The organism is Dyella psychrodurans (assembly GCF_003363265.1).
GTDB classification, from domain to species: domain Bacteria; phylum Pseudomonadota; class Gammaproteobacteria; order Xanthomonadales; family Rhodanobacteraceae; genus Dyella_B; species Dyella_B psychrodurans.
Genome location: NZ_QRBF01000001.1, coordinates 305918 through 325202 on the forward strand (window position 1 = coordinate 305918; position 19285 = coordinate 325202).

Annotated in this window: 16 protein-coding genes; 7 read left to right on the forward strand and 9 right to left on the reverse strand. The window is 61.9% G+C overall.

Annotation, left to right across the window (positions count from 1 at the left end):
• Positions 1-44 precede the first annotated feature (44 nt).
• Complete coding sequence (gene rlmE / locus DWU99_RS01540; protein WP_115476240.1) at positions 45-695, forward strand: 23S rRNA (uridine(2552)-2'-O)-methyltransferase RlmE; 651 nt, start codon at positions 45-47, stop codon at positions 693-695.
• Positions 692-2629 carry an ATP-dependent zinc metalloprotease FtsH gene (gene ftsH, locus DWU99_RS01545; protein WP_199535665.1) on the forward strand — a complete coding sequence of 646 codons (1938 nt, stop codon included), beginning with the start codon at positions 692-694 and terminating at the stop codon, positions 2627-2629. Before rlmE ends, ftsH begins: the two co-directional genes overlap by 4 nt.
• Positions 2630-2757: 128 nt before the next feature.
• Here ftsH and arsC read toward each other — a convergent pair whose 3' ends face one another.
• Genes arsC through DWU99_RS01565 form a run of 4 tightly spaced genes read right to left on the reverse strand, consistent with a single transcriptional unit; the run spans position 2758 to position 6347 of the window.
• Positions 2758-3102 carry an arsenate reductase (glutaredoxin) gene (gene arsC / locus DWU99_RS01550; protein WP_115476241.1) on the reverse strand — a complete coding sequence of 115 codons (345 nt, stop codon included), beginning with the start codon at positions 3100-3102 and terminating at the stop codon, positions 2758-2760.
• A 21-nt stretch (positions 3103-3123) separates the two neighbouring features.
• Positions 3124-4533: a pseudouridine synthase gene (locus DWU99_RS01555; protein ID WP_115476242.1), complete on the reverse strand. Its 1410-nt coding sequence runs from the start codon at positions 4531-4533 to the stop codon at positions 3124-3126.
• Positions 4530-5378 (reverse strand): SMC-Scp complex subunit ScpB, encoded by an 849-nt coding sequence (scpB, locus tag DWU99_RS01560; protein ID WP_115476243.1) that lies wholly within the window; start codon positions 5376-5378, stop codon positions 4530-4532. The genes DWU99_RS01555 and scpB overlap by 4 nt, the downstream gene beginning before the upstream one ends.
• Before the next feature lie 39 nt (positions 5379-5417).
• Complete coding sequence (locus DWU99_RS01565) at positions 5418-6347, reverse strand: segregation and condensation protein A (RefSeq protein ID WP_115476244.1); 930 nt, start codon at positions 6345-6347, stop codon at positions 5418-5420.
• A gap of 723 nt (positions 6348-7070) precedes the next feature.
• Between DWU99_RS01565 and DWU99_RS01570 the strand changes: the two genes are divergently transcribed.
• Positions 7071-7439 (forward strand): PilZ domain-containing protein, encoded by a 369-nt coding sequence (locus DWU99_RS01570; protein ID WP_115477133.1) that lies wholly within the window; start codon positions 7071-7073, stop codon positions 7437-7439.
• 64 nt (positions 7440-7503) lie between these two features.
• On the opposite strand, the gene DWU99_RS01575 is transcribed toward DWU99_RS01570, so the two are convergent.
• A complete protein-coding gene (locus DWU99_RS01575) occupies positions 7504-9192 on the reverse strand; it encodes a long-chain-fatty-acid--CoA ligase (RefSeq protein WP_115476245.1) in 1689 nt (562 codons plus the stop codon).
• Between the two features lie 127 nt (positions 9193-9319).
• Between DWU99_RS01575 and DWU99_RS01580 the strand changes: the two genes are divergently transcribed.
• Positions 9320-9766 (forward strand): hypothetical protein, encoded by a 447-nt coding sequence (locus tag DWU99_RS01580; protein ID WP_115476246.1) that lies wholly within the window; start codon positions 9320-9322, stop codon positions 9764-9766.
• A 57-nt stretch (positions 9767-9823) separates the two neighbouring features.
• Here the strand turns inward: DWU99_RS01580 and acnA are convergent, their stop codons facing one another.
• Positions 9824-12568, reverse strand: coding sequence for an aconitate hydratase AcnA (acnA, locus tag DWU99_RS01585; protein WP_115476247.1), 2745 nt, complete (start codon positions 12566-12568; stop codon positions 9824-9826).
• Between the two features lie 397 nt (positions 12569-12965).
• Here acnA and acnB point away from each other — a divergent pair, with 397 nt between their 5' ends.
• Both acnB and DWU99_RS01595 read left to right on the forward strand, forming a co-directional pair.
• Positions 12966-15557 carry a bifunctional aconitate hydratase 2/2-methylisocitrate dehydratase gene (gene acnB / locus DWU99_RS01590; RefSeq protein ID WP_115476248.1) on the forward strand — a complete coding sequence of 864 codons (2592 nt, stop codon included), beginning with the start codon at positions 12966-12968 and terminating at the stop codon, positions 15555-15557.
• An 89-nt stretch (positions 15558-15646) separates the two neighbouring features.
• On the forward strand, positions 15647-16549 hold the full coding sequence (locus DWU99_RS01595) for a LysR family transcriptional regulator (RefSeq protein WP_115476249.1): 903 nt from the start codon (positions 15647-15649) through the stop codon (positions 16547-16549).
• A 1-nt stretch (position 16550) separates the two neighbouring features.
• Here DWU99_RS01595 and hflD read toward each other — a convergent pair whose 3' ends face one another.
• From hflD to DWU99_RS01610, 3 genes are read right to left on the reverse strand one after another with little or no spacing between them, the layout of a single operon-like run.
• The gene (gene hflD / locus DWU99_RS01600; RefSeq protein WP_115477134.1) at positions 16551-17174 is read right to left on the reverse strand and encodes a high frequency lysogenization protein HflD; all 624 of its coding nucleotides are present in this window, start codon (positions 17172-17174) and stop codon (positions 16551-16553) included.
• 10 nt (positions 17175-17184) lie between these two features.
• A complete protein-coding gene (mnmA, locus tag DWU99_RS01605) occupies positions 17185-18309 on the reverse strand; it encodes a tRNA 2-thiouridine(34) synthase MnmA (RefSeq protein ID WP_115476250.1) in 1125 nt (374 codons plus the stop codon).
• The gene (locus tag DWU99_RS01610) at positions 18306-18797 is read right to left on the reverse strand and encodes an NUDIX hydrolase (RefSeq protein WP_115476251.1); all 492 of its coding nucleotides are present in this window, start codon (positions 18795-18797) and stop codon (positions 18306-18308) included. Before DWU99_RS01610 ends, mnmA begins: the two co-directional genes overlap by 4 nt.
• Before the next feature lie 127 nt (positions 18798-18924).
• Here DWU99_RS01610 and clpS point away from each other — a divergent pair, with 127 nt between their 5' ends.
• On the forward strand, positions 18925-19251 hold the full coding sequence (gene clpS / locus DWU99_RS01615; protein ID WP_115476252.1) for an ATP-dependent Clp protease adapter ClpS: 327 nt from the start codon (positions 18925-18927) through the stop codon (positions 19249-19251).
• The last annotated feature ends 34 nt before the right edge of the window (positions 19252-19285 follow it).

Here is a 19285-nt window from a genome sequence, read left to right on the forward strand (position 1 = left end):
GCAAAGGGTATCATGGGCACCCCTGTTCCCGGCCGTTGCCGACCATGCCTCGCAGCAAGAGCAGTTCCCGCTGGCTGCGGGAGCATTTTGATGACGTCTACGTCAAGAAGGCCCAGGCCGAAGGCCTGCGTTCGCGTGCCGTATTCAAGCTGGAAGAGCTGATCGAGCGGGATAACCTGCTCAAGCCCGGCATGCGGGTCGTCGACCTTGGCGCCGCCCCCGGGGGCTGGTCGCAATTGGTTCGTCAGCGTCTGGGCGATAGTGGTACCGTGGTGGCCCTGGATATCCTGCCAATGCAGGGCATCGCCGGAGTGGACTTTCTGCAGGGCGATTTCCGCGAGGAGAGCGTGCTGCATGCCCTGGAAGCTCGCCTGGATGGCCAGAAGCTCGATCTTGTGCTGTCTGACATGGCCCCCAATATGAGTGGTGTGGCCCTGGCCGACCAAATCCGGGCGATGGATTTGGCCGAACTGGCGCTTGATTTCAGTAGGCACTGGCTCAAACCGGGCGGAGCGTTTCTAATCAAGCTGTTCCAGGGAACGGGCTTTGACGATTACTTGCGAGGCTTGCGCGCGGATTTCACGCGCGTAAGCATGCGTAAACCCAAGGCCTCACGTGCGCGTTCACGTGAGGTGTATGCGCTGGCAACCGGTTTCAAACCGGGAAGCCGGCAGAATGGCGAGAACCGCGCATGAATGAGACATGGAAAACCCTGTTGCTCTGGCTGGTCATCGCGGTGGTGCTCATCACCGTGTTCCAGAGCTTCAACCCGCACGGTGGCGCCTCATCGGACCTGCCTTACAGCAGCTTTGTACAGAGCGTGGATAGCGGCAACGTCGCTACCGCCACCATCAGCGCCGAAAACCCTGCCACCATCAGCGGCAAGCTGAAGGATGGCAGCAACTACCGTAGCGTCGCGCCTGTGCTCGGCTTCTCCACCAGCACGGTGGTCAAGCAGATGCAGGACAAGAACGTCATCGTCACCCAGGATTCCGGCACGGGCTTCTCGCTGATCGGCCTGCTGGTGAACTGGTTGCCGGTGATCCTGATCGTCGGTGTCTTCATCTGGTTCATGCGCCAGATGCAGCAAGGCGGTGGTGGACGCGGGGCGATGAGTTTCGGCCGCTCGCGTGCCAAGCTGCAGGGCGAGGATCAGGTCAAGGTCAATTTCAGCGACGTCGCCGGTTGCGATGAAGCGAAAGAGGAGGTCGGCGAACTGGTCGAGTTCCTGCGCGACCCAGGCAAGTTCCAGCGCCTGGGCGGCAAGATTCCGCGCGGCGTGCTGATGGTTGGCCCGCCCGGTACCGGTAAGACCCTGCTCGCGAAGGCCATTGCAGGCGAAGCCAAGGTGCCGTTCTTCTCAATCTCCGGTTCCGATTTCGTCGAGATGTTCGTCGGCGTGGGCGCGTCGCGCGTTCGCGACATGTTCGATCAGGCGAAGAAGCACGCACCGTGCATCATCTTCATCGACGAAATCGATGCCGTGGGTCGTCATCGCGGCGCCGGTCTCGGCGGCGGTCATGACGAGCGCGAACAGACGCTCAATCAGCTGCTGGTCGAAATGGACGGTTTCGAAGGCACCGAGGGCATCATCGTCATCGCCGCCACCAACCGTCCGGACGTACTCGATCCCGCACTGTTGCGCCCGGGTCGCTTCGACCGCCAGGTCGTCGTCGGCCTGCCGGACGTAAAGGGGCGCGAGCAGATCCTCAAGGTGCATCTGCGCAAGGTGCCGACGGCGAGCGACGTGGATCCGATGGTGATCGCACGTGGTACGCCGGGTTTCTCCGGTGCGGACCTGGCCAACCTCGTGAACGAGGCGGCCTTGTTCGCCGCGCGCGAGAACGCCCGCGAAGTGCGCATGAACCACATGGACAAGGCACGCGACAAGATCTTGATGGGCACCGAGCGCCGTTCGATGGCGATGAGCGAAGACGAGAAGAAGCTCACCGCCTATCACGAAGCCGGCCATGCCATCGTCGGTCGCCTCGTTCCCGAGCACGACCCTGTTTACAAGGTCACGATCATTCCGCGCGGCCGTGCGCTGGGTGTCACCATGTACTTGCCGGAAGGCGACAAGTACAGCATGAACAGGACCGCGATCGAATCGCAGCTGTGTTCGTTGTACGGCGGCCGCGTGGCGGAAGAGCTGATCTTCGGCACCGACAAGGTCACCACCGGCGCATCGAACGATATCGAACGTGCGACGAAGATGGCGCGCAATATGGCGACCAAGTGGGGCCTTTCCGATGAACTGGGTCCGGTCACCTACGGCGAGGAGGAGGACGAAGTCTTCCTGGGTCGCTCGGTCACGCAGCACAAGAACGTATCCAACGAGACAGCGCGCAAGATCGATGAGGTTGTGCGCGACATTCTCAATCGCGCTTACGGGCGTACCAAGCAGATCCTGACCGACAACATCGACAAGTTGCACGTCATGGCCGATGCGTTGCTGCAGTACGAAACCATCGATGCGCGCCAGATCGACGACATCATGTCCGGTCGCGTACCGGGTCCACCGGCGGACTGGTCGAAGACGGCTTCGTCCGGCCCGTCCGTGCCGCCTCCGCCGCCGCGCGGTGATGCCGGAGCGAAGGTGGGAGATCCGGCGACGCAGACCCGAGTCTGATTCGCAGTCCGTAACGTAAAAGGCCGCCTTTGCAGGCGGCCTTTTTGTTTGCGCGGGGAGTGTCGACTCGAATCATTTTACCCGGACGACAAAGCCAGGTTTGGCGATTACGCTGCGTAAACGGAACGTCAGAGTATCTGCAATACAGCTTCCGGCGGACGACCGATAACCGCCTTGCCGTTCGACACCACAATGGGGCGTTCGATCAGGCGCGGATGCTTCGTCATCGCGTCGATCAATGCTTCGTCATCGAGCGAAGGATCGTCGAGACGCAGCTCCGTGTAGATATCCTCGCCGCTGCGCAGCAACTGTCGCGCGGTCATGCCGAGCAGCGACAGCAAGGTCTTCAGCTCGCTGGCACTGGGCGGCGTTTCGAGATAGTTGATGATCTCGAAAGGTTTGCCATGTTCTTCAACCAGAGCCAGCGCGCTGCGCGATTTCGAGCAGCGGCTATTGTGGTAAATGCGGATCATGCCTGGCGCAGATTCCTGGAATCAGCGGTTGCCTGAGCGATTACCACCGCCGCCGCCATGAGGCCGGCCACCGCCGTGCCCATGCGGACGATTGCCGCGACCTTGCGGGCGTCCACCTTGGCCGGGACCTTGACCGGGACGACCTCCACCACCGCCACCACCACGATTGTTGCGATTATTGCGATTGGCGTTGCCGCCCGCGTTGAAACCGCCATAGGGACTCGCGTTGCCGGTACCGCCGCGGCGATTGCCAGCGCCAGAGGCATTGGCACTACCGCCACCACTGCGCCCGCCTTCGCGACTTTCGCCGGCGAACCATGTGCGCGCCGGCGGCAGCTCCTGGCCTGGACCGATACCACGCTTTTTCTTGTTGCGGTTGTTGGCGGGACGATCAGGCTTGGCGATGTTGCCGTTCACTTCGCGATTTGGATTCGCGCGGCGACGTTGTTGCTTGCCGCGCGCGGGTTCCTCGCGGATGCGGTCGAACGCGCGCAACTCGCGGGCTTCGTCGTGATACCCGCCGCTCCAAGCGGTACTGGAGCCTTTCTCAGGACGGTACTCGGTGACATTGCGCGGTGCGCGGCGCTGGTGCAGCACGGGACTGAGCGTCAGCACCGGTTGCGGCGCGCCGAGACCGGCGACTTTGCGCAGTTCTTTTACCGTTTCTTCGTTGAGCGCTTCGCAGTCGCTGCGGCGCAGGGTGCGCGGCAACTCGATGTTGCCGTAGCGGATGCGCTTGAGGCGACTCACCAGGAAACCCTGCGAGTCCCACAGGCGGCGCACTTCGCGGTTGCGGCCCTCGCGGATCACCACGCGGAACCAGCTATGGCTGCCGCCGCGGCTGATGATGGCGATTTCGTCGAAACGGGCGGGGCCGTCTTCCAGTTCCACGCCGGCTTTCAGTTTTTCGATGACTTCATCCGGCACTTCGCCGTGCACGCGGCACAGGTATTCGCGTTCCAGGCCGCTGCGCGGATGCATCAACGCGTTGGCGAGTTCGCCATCGGTGGTAAGCAGCAACAGGCCGGTGGTGTTGATGTCCAGGCGTCCCACTGCGACCCAGCGCGCGCCTTTCAGTCGCGGCAGCTGTTCGAAAACGGTCGGGCGGCCTTCGGGGTCTTCACGCGTGGTCACCACGCCTTCGGGCTTGTGATAGACCAGCACTTCGGCATCGTCGCGATTGTCGGTGGCCACGACGAACTGCTTGCCGTCGACCACCACGCGATCACCGGCGCGGACGCTGGCGCCGATGTTGGCGGCGCTGCCGTTGACTTCGACTTCGCCTGCCTGGATGCGTTGCTCAAGCATGCGGCGCGAGCCAAGACCGGCATTGGCGAGCACTTTGTGCAGGCGCTCCTCGATCTGTGGCGTGTTTTCGTCGGGCGCGGCGGGGCGCTTGAGGCTCAATACGGATTTTTGCGGCGCATTCATGCGCGGTACTCCTCGGTGTCTTGCGTGTGGCTGCCTTCGTCGGCATCCACACTGTCCGCTGCCTCGTCGGCAGTGGCGGGATGGGTTTCGACCTGATCGTCCGCTTCGTCGGCGGGTTCGTCGTGATGCGATTCGGTAATGCCCGCGTGATCGTGGTGATCGTCTTCGACGTGGTCGTGTTGGGTTTCTTCGGCGTGATGTTCGCTTTCGGTTTCTTCGCCCGCTTCAGTTTCATGCTCTTCGGCATCAGGATCGATCGGGAGATCGCGAATGATGCGGGGCGGGAAGGGCTCGTCGTCCAGACGGAGTTGCGGATCTTCCATGTCGCGGATTTCCGAGAGAGGCGGCAACTCGTCCAGCGATTTGAGGTTGAAGTAGTCGAGGAAGGCGCGTGTGGTGCCAAACAAGGCCGGCTTGCCGGGTACGTCGCGGTGGCCGACCACGCGAATCCACTCGCGTTCTTCCAGGGTCTTGACGATGTTGGACGACACCACCACGCCGCGGATCTGCTCGATTTCCGGCCGCGTGATCGGTTGGCGATAGGCGATCAGCGCCAGCGTTTCCAGCAGCGCGCGCGAGTAGCGGCTGGGCTTTTCGCTCCACATGCGCGATATCCAAGGATGCACGTCCTGGCGAACCTGGTAGCGGAAACCGGAGCCGACTTCCTTAAGTTCGACACCACGGCCGTTGCAATCCTCGGCGAGCGCTTCGAGCGCCATGGCGATCTGCGCACGGTCGACGCCATCTTCTTCGACAAACAGCTCGCTCAGTTGCAGCACGCTCAGCGGCTGGCTGGCGGCAAGCAGGGCTGCTTCGATAATCGCTTTCAGTTGCTCGATCTGCATAAGCTTAGGATCGGGTGTCCATGACGGGTTGTGCGCTGTTTATTCGGTGCCGGACGCGGTCTGCTGCTCTTCATCAAAGGCATCGTCGTCGGCGGCCACTTCGGCTTCTTCCTCGGCCGAGCTGGCGTTGGCCTTGACGTAGATCGCGGCCAGCGGTTCTTCCTGCACGATGTTGATCAGGAATTCCTTGGCCAGCTCCAGCATGGCCAGGAAGGTGACCACCACGCCCAGGCGCCCCTCGGTGACGTCGAACAGGGTTTCGAAACGGTGGAACTGATCGTCGTCCAGCTTGCTGAGCAGCTCGCCCATGCGCTGGCGCACACTCAGCGCCTCGCGCTTGATGGCGTGATGCCCGAACAGTTCGGCCCGGTGCAGCACATCCTTGAGGGCCAGCAACATTTCCTTCAGATCCAGCGGCGGCGGCAGCTTGATCACGTTGCGCTCGCCCACGTCGGCCTGTACCGCCACCGTGTCGCGCTCCATGCGGGGCAGGGTGTCGATGTCCTCGGCGGCTTTCTTGAACCGCTCGTACTCCTGCAGGCGCCGCACCAGCTCAGCGCGCGGGTCCTCTTCCAGGCCTTCTTCCGTGGGCGGCCTGGGCAGCAGGAGGCGGGATTTGATCTCGCCCAGGATCGCTGCCATCAGCAGGTATTCCGCGGCCAGCTCCAGGCGCATCACATCGCGCATCATATCGATGTATTCCATGTACTGCCGGGTGATTTCGGCAATCGGAATGTCGAGGATGTCCAGGTTCTGTCGCCGGATCAGGTAAAGCAAAAGATCCAGCGGTCCCTCGAAGGCTTCCAGAATGACTTCCAGCGCATCCGGGGGGATGTAAAGGTCCTGCGGCATTTGCAGGATCGGTTCGCCGCGCACGATGGCCAGCGGCATTTCCTGCTGCTGCGGAACCCCTGCAAACGCGTCGTGCGTTGCTTGTACAGGCTGAGACTCGGTTGGCTCAGTGCTCATCAATGCATGTCATTGGGCCGCCCGACAGGGCTGGCGTTTCGTTCTGTTGATGATCAGAACCTGTCTGTCGATCCTTAATCGAAGAAAGGTTCATGCCCGGAATGCCTGGATTGCGGAGGCGATTCCCATGAAACCAAATCCCGCGGTGTCCAGCCGGTCGTGCGGTTTTCCGCTGTTGCAAGTCCTGATGAAGCCACGTGTCGCGGTTCGGTCAGGTGTGCGGTCGCTGGTGCCGGGCTGGTCGTGATGGGAGCGATCAGGCTGAAACCACGCGTGACGCCGCCGGCGTCGCCCGCGAATCGTAATAGTCGGCTGGATACATCGGGTGGAGGCCATCCCGACCGGGATCCCCGGCGGACATCCGTTTTTGGCTCCACACGCGGGTTACAGATTAACTGCAGTCCGAAGGCATGTCCAGCGAGTGCTTCAGCTGCGGTAGGGGTTGGAAGGAGAGGGAGCGGCAGGTTGCGGCAGCATGTGACCTATCGCGTCTATCTTCGTTTTTGGCAGTCCGCTGAAATACGCGGAACAGGCCTTTGAAACCTGGTTGTAGCAGTGGCATGTGGCTTGCTTCATTATAGGGAGATATGCGGGCACCTCGGCCGACAAGGCCGTTGCGCACGCGATAAGGCCGGGCCGACGGAGGGCTTGGTTCTTGGCGCGAAACGGAACAGGGGCTGGCGTGCGGCGGTAACGCTGCGCGGGAGGGAGACGAAAGACATGATGACTATGGGTGACGATGCCATGGACGGTTCCGACAGCGAGCATCTGCGTCCGGCGCGCATGCGCATCAAGACGACGGTGCTGATGAGTCATGGCGACGAATCGCATCCGACCGACCTCATCGACATTTCCGCGACAGGCGTTCTGCTGCGCAGGCCGCGCGAGTGGGGCGGCAAGGCCGGGGAAAGCTGGGTGCTGGACATGATTTTCGGCCACGATCTGCATATCCACCTCGAAGCCAAGGTGGCGCGCGTGTCGGAAAAGCACATCGGTTTTGCTTACACTCGCATTCCCGAAGACAAACAGGTGCCGCTCTGGAACCTCTTGGGCGGCTACGCCGACATCCTGGAGATGTGGCACGACGAATGAGCGTGCCTACACCCTGCCAGGTGAGCTGCAGGGTGTGCGTTTGTGATGCTTTTATCGACGACGATCAGCCGGCGGTGACGGTTTTCTTTTCGTCGCGCAATTCGCGACGCAGGATCTTGCCGACATTGCTCTTGGGCAACGCATCGCGGAATTCGATCACCTTCGGGCGTTTGTAGCCGGTCAGGTTCTCGCGGCAGAATTCCTTGAGCTGTTCCACCGTCAGATTCGGGTCCTTGCGCACCACGAAAAGCTTCACCACTTCGCCGGAGTGCTCGTCCGGTACGCCGATTGCGGCGACTTCGGCCACGCCCGGGTACTTCATCACCGTATCCTCGATCTCGTTCGGATACACGTTGAAGCCCGACACCAGGATCATGTCCTTCTTGCGGTCGACGATGTAGATGTAGCCCGATTCATCCATGCGGCCGATATCGCCGGTTCGCAACCAGCGATCTGCACTGAGCACCTTGCTGGTCTCGCCGGGCTGATTCCAATAACCCTTCATGACCTGCGGGCCCTGGATGCAAATCTCGCCGACTTCTCCGATTCCCAGATGCTTGCCATCCTCATCCTGGATGCTGATGGATGTGGACGGAACCGGGAGACCGATGGAACCACTGAAATGCGCGCCGTCCACCAGCGGATTGATCGTGGCGACCGGCGAACTTTCGGTCATGCCATAGCCTTCGATCAGCGCACAACCCGTGATTTTTTCCCACTTTTCAGCCACGGCGCGCTGCACGGCCATGCCGCCGCCGAAGCTCATGCGCAAGCTGGAGAAATCGATCTGATCGAACCCGGGCGTGTTCAACAGGCCATTGAACAGCGTGTTGACGCCGGTAATCGCCGTGAACTTCGTTTTGCTCAGTTCCTTCACGAAGCCCGGCATGTCGCGCGGGTTGGTGATCAGCATGCTGCGGCCGCCGAAGCGCAGGAAGATAAAGCAGTTACAGGTCAGCGCGAAGATGTGATACAGCGGCAACGCGGTGATGATCGTTTCCTCGCCGGCTTTGATCTTCGAGCCGAACCATGCGCCGGCCTGCAGCATGTTTGCGATCATGTTGCCGTGCGTGAGCATCGCGCCTTTGGCCACGCCGGTGGTGCCGCCGGTGTATTGCAGGAAGGCGATGTCGTCATGACTCAGTGTTGGCTTGGGTACGTCATGCTGCGCGCCACGTGCGAGCGCGTCGCTGAAGCGCACGGCATGCGGCAACGAATAAGGGGGCACCATCTTCTTGACGTGCTTCAGTACGAAGTTGACCAGCACGCCCTTGGCACCGAGCAAATCGCCGATGCCGGTGGTGACGATGTGTTTGACGCCAGTCTCGCCGACAACTTCCTGCAGCGTCGAGGCAAAGTTGTCGAGCACCACGATCGCCTGTGCGCCGGCATCGGTGAGCTGATGCTTGAGCTCGCGCGCCGTGTACATGGGGTTGGTGTTCACCACCACCAGGCCGGCGCGCAGCGCGCCGAACAGGGCGATGGGATACTGCAGGATGTTGGGCAGCATGATTGCGAGGCGATCACCCTGCTTGAGCTTGAGTTCGCCGGTCAGGTAGCCCGCGAACTGGCGGCTGAGCGCGTCGATCTCGCCGTAGGTCAGGCTTTTGCCGAAGTTGGAGAACGCGATGCGCTGCCGATAGTGTTCAAAGGCTTCGTCCAGTACCGCAGCCACGGAAGCGTATTGATTGATGTCGATTTCCGCAGGTACGCCATCCGGATAGTGATTCAGCCACGGACGCTCATTGCTCATGTTCAATCCCAAGCTCCAATAGTGACGATCCGATGGTGACGACGGCAGGCATCAGGCATCATGCGGGCGAGGCATTGGAGCATACGCCCGCGTATAGCGGCAAGCGGCGCTGCAGCGAGATTCGAGCATGTCGAAACTAAACCAGATGTGCCGATTTGTATGCCTGTTGGCCCTCTTGGCCGTGGGTGTCGTCGGCTGCCACCGGGCGCCCGACGAAGTGTTGATCCGGCAGGCCATCGACACGTCCTCGCAGGGTGTCCAGCAGGTCGATGCGTCCGTGGTCACGGGGCAGCTCGCGGACGACTTCGATGGAAACAGCGGCGATATGAGCCGGAAAGACATCGGCAACCTGCTGCGCGTGGCAAGCTTTCGAGGCGAGACCTTGCACGCCGTGCTTGGACCGGTGGATGTCCAGCCGCGAGGGGATCGTTACGTGGCCGACTTCACCGTCACCCTCACGAGTGGCGGCAAGTTGTTCCCTTCGCAACTGGGCGTCTACCACGTCGAAACAGCCTGGAGGCGCGACGGACACGATTGGCGCTGCTACCAGGCGACCTGGACACAACAGCTTTGAGGCGAGCGTTCAACTGAAGACGCTGCCCCAAGAGGCAGCGTCTTCACGGCCTGCTGATCAGGCAGCCTTCTTGCCGGCCAGCTGACGCAGCACGTACTGCAAGATGCCACCGTGACGGAAGAACTCGCGTTCCTTCGGCGTCAGCAACAGCACTTTCACCGTGAACTTCTTCTCGCCGCCGTCGCCCTTGGCAACCACCGTGGCTTCCTTCGATTCGCCATCCTCGAGTCCGGTGATCTCGAAGGTTTCCTTGCCCGTCAATCCCAGCGACTTGGCGTTCTCGCCGTCCTTGAACTGCAGCGGCAGCACGCCCATGCCGACCAGGTTGGAGCGATGGATGCGCTCGAAGCTTTCGGCGATCACCGCCTTCACGCCGAGCAACAAGGTGCCTTTCGCCGCCCAGTCGCGCGATGAACCCGTGCCGTACTCCTTGCCTGCGATCACGATCAGCGGCGTCTTGTCGGCCTTGTACTTCATGGCCGCGTCGTAGATGGCCATCTGTTCGCCCGAGGGCACGTACAGCGTGTAGCCACCTTCCACGCCGTTGAGCATCAGGTTCTTGATGCGAATGTTGGCGAACGTGCCGCGGACCATCACGTCATCATTGCCGCGGCGCGATCCATAGGAGTTGAAGTCCTTCGGTTCCACGCCCTTGGAGATCAGGAAGCGGCCGGCAGGGCTGTCTTTCTTGATCGAGCCGGCCGGCGAGATGTGGTCGGTGGTGATCGAATCGCCGAACAATCCCAGCACGCGTGCACCGTGGATGTCCTCGATCTTGCCCGTCTCCATCGTCATGCCCTCGAAGTAGGGCGGGTTCTTGATGTAGGTGGAATCGTCCCACTTGTAGACCGAGCCGTCCGGCGAGGCGATGTTGTTCCAGCGGCTGTCGCCCTTGAATACGTCGGCGTAGTTCTTCTCGAACATCTGCGGATTGATCGCACCGGCGATCACGTCGGAGATTTCCTTGTTGCTCGGCCAGATATCTTTCAGATAGACCGGCTTGCCATCCTTGTCCTGGCCGAGCGGATCTTTCGAGAGATCCACATCCAGCGAACCGGCGAGCGCATAGGCAACCACCAGCGGCGGAGAAGCGAGATAGTTCATCTTCACTTCCGGATGCACGCGGCCTTCGAAATTGCGATTGCCGGACAGCACGGATGCGACGGCAAGATCGCCCTCGGCAATACCCTTGCTGATTTCCTGCGGCAGCGGACCGGAGTTGCCGATGCATGTGGTGCATCCGTAGCCGACAATGTAGAACCCGACTTTTTCCAGTTCCTTGAGCAGCCCGGTTTTTTCCAGATAGTCGGTCACCACGAGTGAGCCAGGCCCGATCGAGGTCTTCACCCAGGGCTTCGCCGTCAGGCCCTTGGCAGCGGCTTTTTTAGCGAGCAGGCCGGCGCCCAGCATCACGGCAGGGTTGGAGGTGTTGGTGCACGAGGTGATCGCCGCGATCACTACCGCACCGTCACCGAGCGTGAAACTTGCGCCGTCCTTTTCTACGCGCACGCCCGTGTTGGTGATGTTGTTGGCCACGTTGCCGATGGCGGCGGCGCCACCTTCATTCTGGAAGCTGCCGCCATCGCCGTTGGATTTGCGGTTCGCGACCAGCGGCCCCAGAGCATCGTGGAAACTCTTCTTCACGCCTTCGAGCAGCACGCGATCCTGGGGACGTTTCGGGCCGGCGAGCGACGGCTTCACATCGGCGAGGTCGAGTTCCAGCGTGGTGGTGAATTCGGCATGAGGAGTGTTCTCGTCGTGCCACAATCCCTGAGCCTGCGCGTACGCTTTGACGAGTTCGATATGGTCTTCTTTGCGACCCGACAAGCGCAGGTAATTCAACGCTTCCTGGTCGACGGGGAAGATGCCGCACGTCGCGCCGTATTCCGGCGCCATGTTGCCGATGGTGGCGCGATCGGCGAGCGGCAAGTGCTTCAAGCCGTCGCCAAAGAATTCGACGAACTTGCCGACGACGCCAAGCTTGCGCAGCATCTGGGTAACGGTCAGCACCAGATCGGTGGCAGTCACGCCTTCGGAGAGTTTGCCCGTGAGCTTGAAGCCGACCACTTGCGGAATCAGCATCGACGACGGCTGACCCAGCATGGCCGCTTCCGCTTCGATGCCGCCCACGCCCCAGCCCAGCACACCGATGCCGTTGATCATCGTGGTGTGCGAGTCTGTGCCGAATACGGTGTCGGGATACAGCCAGTTCTCGCCGTCGACTTCTTTGGCGAATACCACACGGGCAAGATGCTCGAGATTGACCTGGTGCACGATGCCGGTGCGCGGCGGCACGACTTTGAAGTTATTGAACGCCTTCTGGCCCCAGCGCAGGAAGGAGTAGCGCTCCTGGTTGCGATGAAATTCGATCTCGACGTTCTGCTCCAGCGCCTGCTCGGAACCGTAAACATCGACTTGTACCGAGTGGTCGATTACTAGTTCGGCGGGAGCGAGCGGATTGATCTGCTTCGCATCGCCGCCTAGCTTCACCACGGCATCGCGCATCGCGGCAAGGTCGACCACGCAGGGGACGCCGGTGAAGTCCTGCAGCACCACGCGTGCGGGCATAAAAGAGATTTCGGTGTCGGGTTCGGCCTTCGGATTCCATTTTGCCACCGCTTCGATTTCCTTCGCGGTGACGTTGACGCCGTCCTCGTGGCGCAACAGGTTTTCCAGCAGGATCTTCATGGAGTAGGGCAGTCGCTTGATGTCGAAGCGCTGTCCCAGCTTGGTCAGACTGGCGATGTGATACGAGCTGCCGTTGACCTTCAGGGTGTCGCGGGTGGCGAATGAATCCAGCATGGGGATAACTCCTGTTGCTTGAAGTCAGGCGGACGCACGGGGCGTAGCAGAGCAATGCTAGACCAGCGTACGTTAGGGGAATTGAAAAGGGGATGCTTCTTCCGTTTTGGGGATGCCGCAAAGTTTGGGACAAATCGAAAGGCCCGCAAGCCACCTTTGAGGCATTTCGACACGATCACATTGCAAGATTTCGAACGCAGCCGGAAATGCCATCTCCGATTGCGGCACTTGCGGCGCGGCTGGCAAAATATGCGTCTGAAATAAGGCCCGAAACGGCACGAGGGCGGGCTTTCCGGCTTGCCCGACCCAGGCAGCGGTCATGCCGAACCTAATTTACGGGGACGTTCCGCCTTTACCGGTGGAGGCAGCCCCTTTGTCAGCCAAAGGACGAGATCACATGCTCCAAGCCTATCGCCAACATGTTGCCGAGCGCGCCGCGCTGGGCATTCCCCCGCTGCCCCTGTCGGCCCAGCAGACCGCCGATCTGGTCGATCTGCTGAAGAACCCGCCGGCTGGCGAAGAGGCGTCCCTCGTCGAACTGATCGCCTATCGCGTGCCGGCCGGCGTGGACGACGCGGCCAAGGTCAAGGCCTCGTATCTCGCCGCCGTGGCGTTCGGCACCGAGAAGTGCGTGCTGATCACCCGCGAGAAGGCGACCGAACTGCTCGGCACCATGCTTGGCGGCTACAACATCCACCCGCTGATCGAACTGCTCGACGATGCGCAGGTGGGCGGCATCGCTGCCGAAGCACTGAAGAAGACCTTGCTGATGTTCGACTCCTTCCATGACGTGAAGGAAAAGGCCGACAAGGGCAATGCCAACGCGAAGGCCGTGCTACAGAGCTGGGCCGATGCCGAATGGTTCACCAGCCGTCCGGAAGTGCCGCAGAGCCTCACCATCACCGTCTTCAAGGTACCGGGCGAAACCAACACCGACGATCTCTCGCCGGCTCCCGACGCGACGACGCGCCCGGACATCCCGCTGCACGCGCTCGCGATGTTGAAGAACAAGCGCGACGGCGCACCGTTCCAGCCGGAAGAAGACGGCAAGCGCGGCCCGATCCAGCAGATTCTCGATCTCAAGAATCAGGGCCATCTGGTTGCCTATGTCGGCGACGTGGTCGGCACCGGTTCCAGCCGCAAGTCCGCTACCAACTCCGTGCTGTGGTGGACGGGCGAAGACATCCCGTTCATTCCGAACAAGCGCTTCGGCGGCGTGTGCCTGGGCAGCAAGATCGCGCCCATCTTCTACAACACGATGGAAGATGCCGGTGCACTGCCGATCGAGCTCGACGTGTCCAAGATGGACATGGGCGACGTGATCGAGCTGCGTCCCTATGAAGGCAAGGCGTTGAAGAACGGCCAGGTCGTCGCCGAATTCCAGGTGAAGTCCGACGTGCTGTTCGATGAAGTGCGAGCCGGTGGCCGCATTCCGCTGATCATCGGCCGCGGCCTGACCGCCAAGGCGCGCGAAGCGCTGGGCCTGGCGCCGTCGAACCTGTTCCGTCTGCCGCAGAGCCCGGCCGATACCGGCAAGGGTTACACGCTGGCGCAGAAGATGGTCGGCCGCGCCTGTGGCCTGCCGGAAGGCAAGGGCGTTCGTCCGGGCACCTATTGCGAGCCGAAGATGACCTCTGTCGGTTCGCAGGACACCACCGGCCCGATGACGCGCGATGAGCTGAAGGATCTGGCCTGCCTCGGCTTCTCGGCCGATCTCGTCATGCAGTCGTTCTGCCACACCGCCGCTTATCCGAAGCCGGTGGACGTGAAGACCCACCATGAGCTGCCCGCTTTCATCTCCACCCGCGGCGGCATCAGCCTGCGTCCGGGTGACGGCGTGATCCACTCCTGGCTCAACCGCATGCTGCTGCCCGACACCGTCGGTACCGGCGGCGACAGCCACACGCGTTTCCCGATCGGTATTTCGTTCCCGGCCGGTTCCGGCCTCGTGGCCTTCGCGGCGGCGACCGGCGTCATGCCGCTGGATATGCCCGAGTCGGTGCTCGTTCGCTTCAAGGGCGAACTGCAGCCGGGCGTGACGCTGCGCGATCTGGTCAATGCGATCCCGCTGTATGCGATCAAGCAGGGTCTGCTCACCGTTGCCAAGCAGGGCAAGAAGAATATTTTCTCCGGCCGCATCCTCGAAATCGAAGGTCTGCCGAATCTGAAGGTGGAGCAGGCGTTCGAACTTTCCGACGCGTCCGCCGAGCGTTCGGCCGCTGGCTGCACGGTGCATCTCAACAAGGAACCGATCATCGAGTACCTCAACTCGAACATCACCTTGCTGAAGTACATGATCGCCCAGGGCTACCAGGACGTGCGCAGCCTGCAGCGCCGCATCAAGGCGATGGAAGCATGGCTGGCCAACCCGCAGCTGATGGAACGCGATGCGGACGCCGAATACTCGGCCGTGATCGAGATCGATCTCGCCGACGTGCACGAGCCGATCGTGGCCTGCCCGAACGATCCGGACGACGTGAAGACGCTTTCCGATGTCGCCGGCGCGGCGATCGACGAGGTGTTCATCGGTTCGTGCATGACCAACATCGGCCACTTCCGTGCCGCGTCGAAACTGCTGGAAGGCAAGCGCGATATCCCGACCAAGCTGTGGGTTGCGCCGCCGACCAAGATGGATCAGAAGCAGCTCACGGAGGAAGGCCATTACGGCGTGCTCGGCACCGCCGGTGCGCGCATGGAAATGCCGGGCTGCTCGCTGTGCATGGGCAACCAGGCGCAGGTGCGCGAGGGCGCGACGGTGTTCTCCACCTCCACGCGCAACTTCCCGAACCGCCTGGGCAAGAACTCCAACGTGTACCTGGGTTCGGCCGAACTGGCGGCGATCTGCTCGCGTCTGGGCCGCATCCCGACCAAGCAGGAGTACATGACCGACATCGGCGTGATCAACGCCAACGGCGACAAGATCTACCGCTACATGAACTTCGACCAGATCGAAGACTTCAAGCAGGTCGCCGATACCGTCGAGGCCTGATCCTCAGGTCAGCGGAACGCGAAGCCCGGCCCGGTGCCGGGCTTCGTCGTTTATGCTTCGCGCAAGGCAACGATGGAGCGAACGCGCGGATGATGTCCTCCCAACTATCGGTAGTGTCGTTGCGCGATCTAACCCTGGTGCAGGCGGTGCATCGCTATGGCAGCTTCAACAGTGCCGCGCGCGCCATGCACATCAGCCCGTCCGGCTTGTCGCATCAGGTGCAGAAAGTGGAGCAGGCGCTAGGTGCGCCCTTGTTCGAACGTGGCGGGCGTCGCATCGTGCCCACTGCGGGTGGTCAGCGACTGCTCGAGCAGATCGATGCGGTATTGCTGGCCGCCGAACATCTTCAACAGGCCGCGCGTGCCGGTGCGGTGGCTTTCGGTGGCGAGCTGCGGCTCGGTGTGCCGGTTTCGCTCGGGCCCTATTTGCTGCCGCACCTGATCGAGCCCTTTCCCCAGCATTTTCCCGGTGCGCGCTTGAGCCTTTCGGAGGGCAAGCCGCGTGGCCTGCTGCGTCGCCTGCACGAAGGCGAGTTGGATGCGGTCCTGGCTCCGCCGGCAACAACCGTCAGTGGCATCTGCATGAGCCCGCTGTTCTTCGAGCCATGGGAATTGATGCTGCGTGCGGATCATCCGCTGGCCGGCAAACGCAACGTCGCGTTGGATCAACTTGAAGCCAACGATGCGATCTTGATGGCCGAGAGTCACGCCGATGGCGAGGGCTACGTGCAGGATGTAAGCCTCGAGAGTCTCGCTGCGCTGGTCACGCTGCGTGGCGGCTACGCGCTGGTGCCGGCGCTTGCGCATGATCGTCTCGCCTCGATGCCGGACATCGTTCTGGCGAAGATCAAGGGGCAGGCGACAGGACGGCAGATTGCGCTGTATTGGCGCGAAGCCTCGCCCTGGCGCGGCGACTTGCAGGCGTTTGCGGAACTGCTGCGCAGGCTGGCGCGTCAGCGCCCGGGCCTGCGCGTGATCGACGCGGAGCGCTGATTCAGCGATTGTCGAGAGTGGTGCCCGTCAGCAGGCCGCGTGCGAGCATGCTGCATTGACGGCGATGCAGAAGCAGCTGCCATTGCCTACCGCCGATCTGTCGCCATAGCACCGCCGAGCGCACGGCTGCCAGCAGGCTGGCGCGTACACGCTCCACCAGCGCGGGTTGCTGCAACCATTGCGGGTTGCCCGTCACCATCACGCGGGGCCGCAACGTGGAGATAGTGTTGGTGTAGAGCCCAGCCAACCGGCTGAAAACCTGGGGTGAGCTGAGGCCGAAATGATCCACCTGCCGTTTGGCCGCTACGATGCCTTGCTGCAGGTCGTCGAGCAGATCCTTGCGATGGGCGAGGCTGCGTTCCAGCCGCATCACCGTGACAACCATGCGGGTGACGGACATGTCGCGGCTGTTTTCGTCCAACTGCCCGATCAAGGTGCGCAGTCCCAGGCGGATGCCGGAGACGTTGCCGTACACGCCGATCACCGAGGGGGCATCGATGCGAAACACGCTGGCGAGGCTGGCATCCAGGGCCAGATCGTCGCAACGCCCTTCGTTGGCCAGCTGGTGCGCAAGCGCCGAGGCCTGGAACAGTCCGGCCAGGGCCAGTACGCGTTCCTCGTTGATGGCTAAAGCATTAAACACGCAGGGGTACTCTCGTTGCTGAGTCGTGGAGACCGCCGAAGGCGGCGTCGGTCGCGGAGATGACGGCGCCACCCAGGCATTCCTCGCGGTCGTAAAAGACCACCGATTGCCCCGGTGTGACGGCGCGTTGAGGGTCGTCAAAGCGCACTTCTATCCGATCCTCGTTTACGGACACCACGCAGTCCTGGTCGTTCTGGCGATAACGTGTCTTGGCAGTGCAGCGGAACTCTGTCGCCGGCGGGTTTCCAGCCACCCACGTAGGCGGTTCGGCGACCAGCCGCCGAGCATGCAGCCACTGGCTTTCGCCGCCCTGTGCGACATACAGCACGTTGGCCGCTACATCCTTGCCGACCACGTACCAGGCTTCGCCGCTGGCCCCTTGGCGACCGCCGATCCCCAAGCCGTTGCGTTGGCCCAGGGTGTAATACATCACGCCCTGGTGCTCGCCGATCAGGCGACCGTCGGGGGTTCGCATCTCGCCCGGTCGGGCAGGGATGTATTGCGTCAGAAACTGCCGGAAATCGCGTTCGCCAATGAAGCAGATGCCGGTGGAGTCTTTCTTGGCGTGGGTGGGCAGCGCCGCGTCGCGGGCCATTTCGCGCACTCGCGATTTCTCGATTTCGCCGACCGGGAAGAGCGTGGCCGCCAGTTGCTGCTGGCCCAGCGCGTGAAGGAAGTAAGTCTGGTCCTTGCTCGCGTCGACCGCGCGCAGCAGGCGATAGCGGCCGTCGACGCAATCGACCCTTGCGTAGTGGCCGGTGGCGATCTTTTCTGCTCCGAGCGCGCGCGCTTCATCCAGGAATGTCTTGAACTTGATCTCGCGGTTGCACAGGACATCGGGGTTGGGCGTGCGACCGGCGCGGTATTCGGCCAGGAAGTGCTCGAACACGCCATCCCAGTATTCGGCGGCGAAATTGCGGGCATGGAAAGGAATGCCAAGACGGCCGCACACGGCGACGGCATCTTTGCGGTCGGCGTCGGTGGTGCAGGGGCCGCTGCGATCGTCTTCTTCCCAGTTCTGCATGAACAGGCCTTCGACCTCGTAGCCTGCGTGCTGCAGCAGCAGCGCAGCGACCGACGAATCGACGCCGCCGGAAATGCCCAGCATCACTTTCATGGATTGCCACCGTTGGGCATCAGGTTGCCCACGATGGACAGTGGCAGACGCTGGCCGCCCAGCCAGTCGTCGATGGTCATCAGCACCATGGGGCTGCGCAGGCGCTCGCCCAGATCGGCGATTTCGCGCCGTGTCAGCCATAGCGCGCGGCGAACGCCGGTGTCGAGCTGTTGCTCAAGATCGTGGTGCAGGGGCTTTGCCGCAAAGGTGAAGCGCACGATGACCTCGCCATGCTCGCTGCTGCGCCACTGATGCACGCCGATCAGGTGGGTGAGCTCCACCGTCCAGCCGGTTTCTTCCCGTGTTTCGCGCACGGCGGCTTGATGCAGGCTTTCCTTGTCATCCAAATGGCCTGCTGGCTGGTTATAGGCAAGACGGCCGTTTACTTCCTCTTCAACCATGAGGTAACGGTCGCCGTCGCTGACGACGCAGGCCACCGTGACACGCGGGCGCCAGACGTCGTTCGTGGAATTGTCACACTGGGTCATCGAGAGTCAAAGGCCCGGGGGAGGGCACTGGAAATGGCGTTATTGTGCCATTACCTCAAGCCTGGCCGCCGAGGAGCAGAATCACTCAAGGCGTATACTGGAACCGAACAGGCACAAATCCGGAACGATGGCGAACGAACCCGAACAAGAACATGGCGGTGGACACGGACTCACCGTCGAAGTATCCAAACCGGAAGTAGCGCGTCCGCCGCTATTTCAGGTTTTGCTGCTCAATGACGATTTCACACCTATGGACTTTGTGGTCGAGGTACTGCGTAGCTTCTTTGGTATGGACCAGGAGAAAGCCGTACAGATCATGTTGCACGTACACACCCGCGGTAAGGGCGTGTGCGGGGTGTTCACCCGGGAAGTGGCCGAAACCAAGGTCACCCAGGTGAACGAGTATTCACGTGCCAACCAGCATCCTCTGTTATGCACGATGGAAAAGGTCTGACTGGAAAAGGTCTGGTTGGCCCCCATTTTGCATC

What these genes read in the sequence shown, in the direction of transcription:
- rlmE (WP_115476240.1), top strand. Translation starts at nt 45, where the DNA reads ATGCCTCGCAGCAAGAGCAGTTCCCGCTGGCTGCGGGAGCATTTTGAT.
- ftsH (WP_199535665.1), top strand. Translation starts at nt 692, where the DNA reads ATGAATGAGACATGGAAAACCCTGTTGCTCTGGCTGGTCATCGCGGTG.
- arsC (WP_115476241.1), bottom strand. Translation starts at nt 3,102, where the DNA reads ATGATCCGCATTTACCACAATAGCCGCTGCTCGAAATCGCGCAGCGCG.
- DWU99_RS01555 (WP_115476242.1), bottom strand. Translation starts at nt 4,533, where the DNA reads ATGAATGCGCCGCAAAAATCCGTATTGAGCCTCAAGCGCCCCGCCGCG.
- scpB (WP_115476243.1), bottom strand. Translation starts at nt 5,378, where the DNA reads ATGCAGATCGAGCAACTGAAAGCGATTATCGAAGCAGCCCTGCTTGCC.
- DWU99_RS01565 (WP_115476244.1), bottom strand. Translation starts at nt 6,347, where the DNA reads ATGAGCACTGAGCCAACCGAGTCTCAGCCTGTACAAGCAACGCACGAC.
- DWU99_RS01570 (WP_115477133.1), top strand. Translation starts at nt 7,071, where the DNA reads ATGACTATGGGTGACGATGCCATGGACGGTTCCGACAGCGAGCATCTG.
- DWU99_RS01575 (WP_115476245.1), bottom strand. Translation starts at nt 9,192, where the DNA reads ATGAGCAATGAGCGTCCGTGGCTGAATCACTATCCGGATGGCGTACCT.
- DWU99_RS01580 (WP_115476246.1), top strand. Translation starts at nt 9,320, where the DNA reads ATGTCGAAACTAAACCAGATGTGCCGATTTGTATGCCTGTTGGCCCTC.
- acnA (WP_115476247.1), bottom strand. Translation starts at nt 12,568, where the DNA reads ATGCTGGATTCATTCGCCACCCGCGACACCCTGAAGGTCAACGGCAGC.
- acnB (WP_115476248.1), top strand. Translation starts at nt 12,966, where the DNA reads ATGCTCCAAGCCTATCGCCAACATGTTGCCGAGCGCGCCGCGCTGGGC.
- DWU99_RS01595 (WP_115476249.1), top strand. Translation starts at nt 15,647, where the DNA reads ATGATGTCCTCCCAACTATCGGTAGTGTCGTTGCGCGATCTAACCCTG.
- mnmA (WP_115476250.1), bottom strand. Translation starts at nt 18,309, where the DNA reads ATGAAAGTGATGCTGGGCATTTCCGGCGGCGTCGATTCGTCGGTCGCT.
- DWU99_RS01610 (WP_115476251.1), bottom strand. Translation starts at nt 18,797, where the DNA reads ATGACCCAGTGTGACAATTCCACGAACGACGTCTGGCGCCCGCGTGTC.
- clpS (WP_115476252.1), top strand. Translation starts at nt 18,925, where the DNA reads ATGGCGAACGAACCCGAACAAGAACATGGCGGTGGACACGGACTCACC.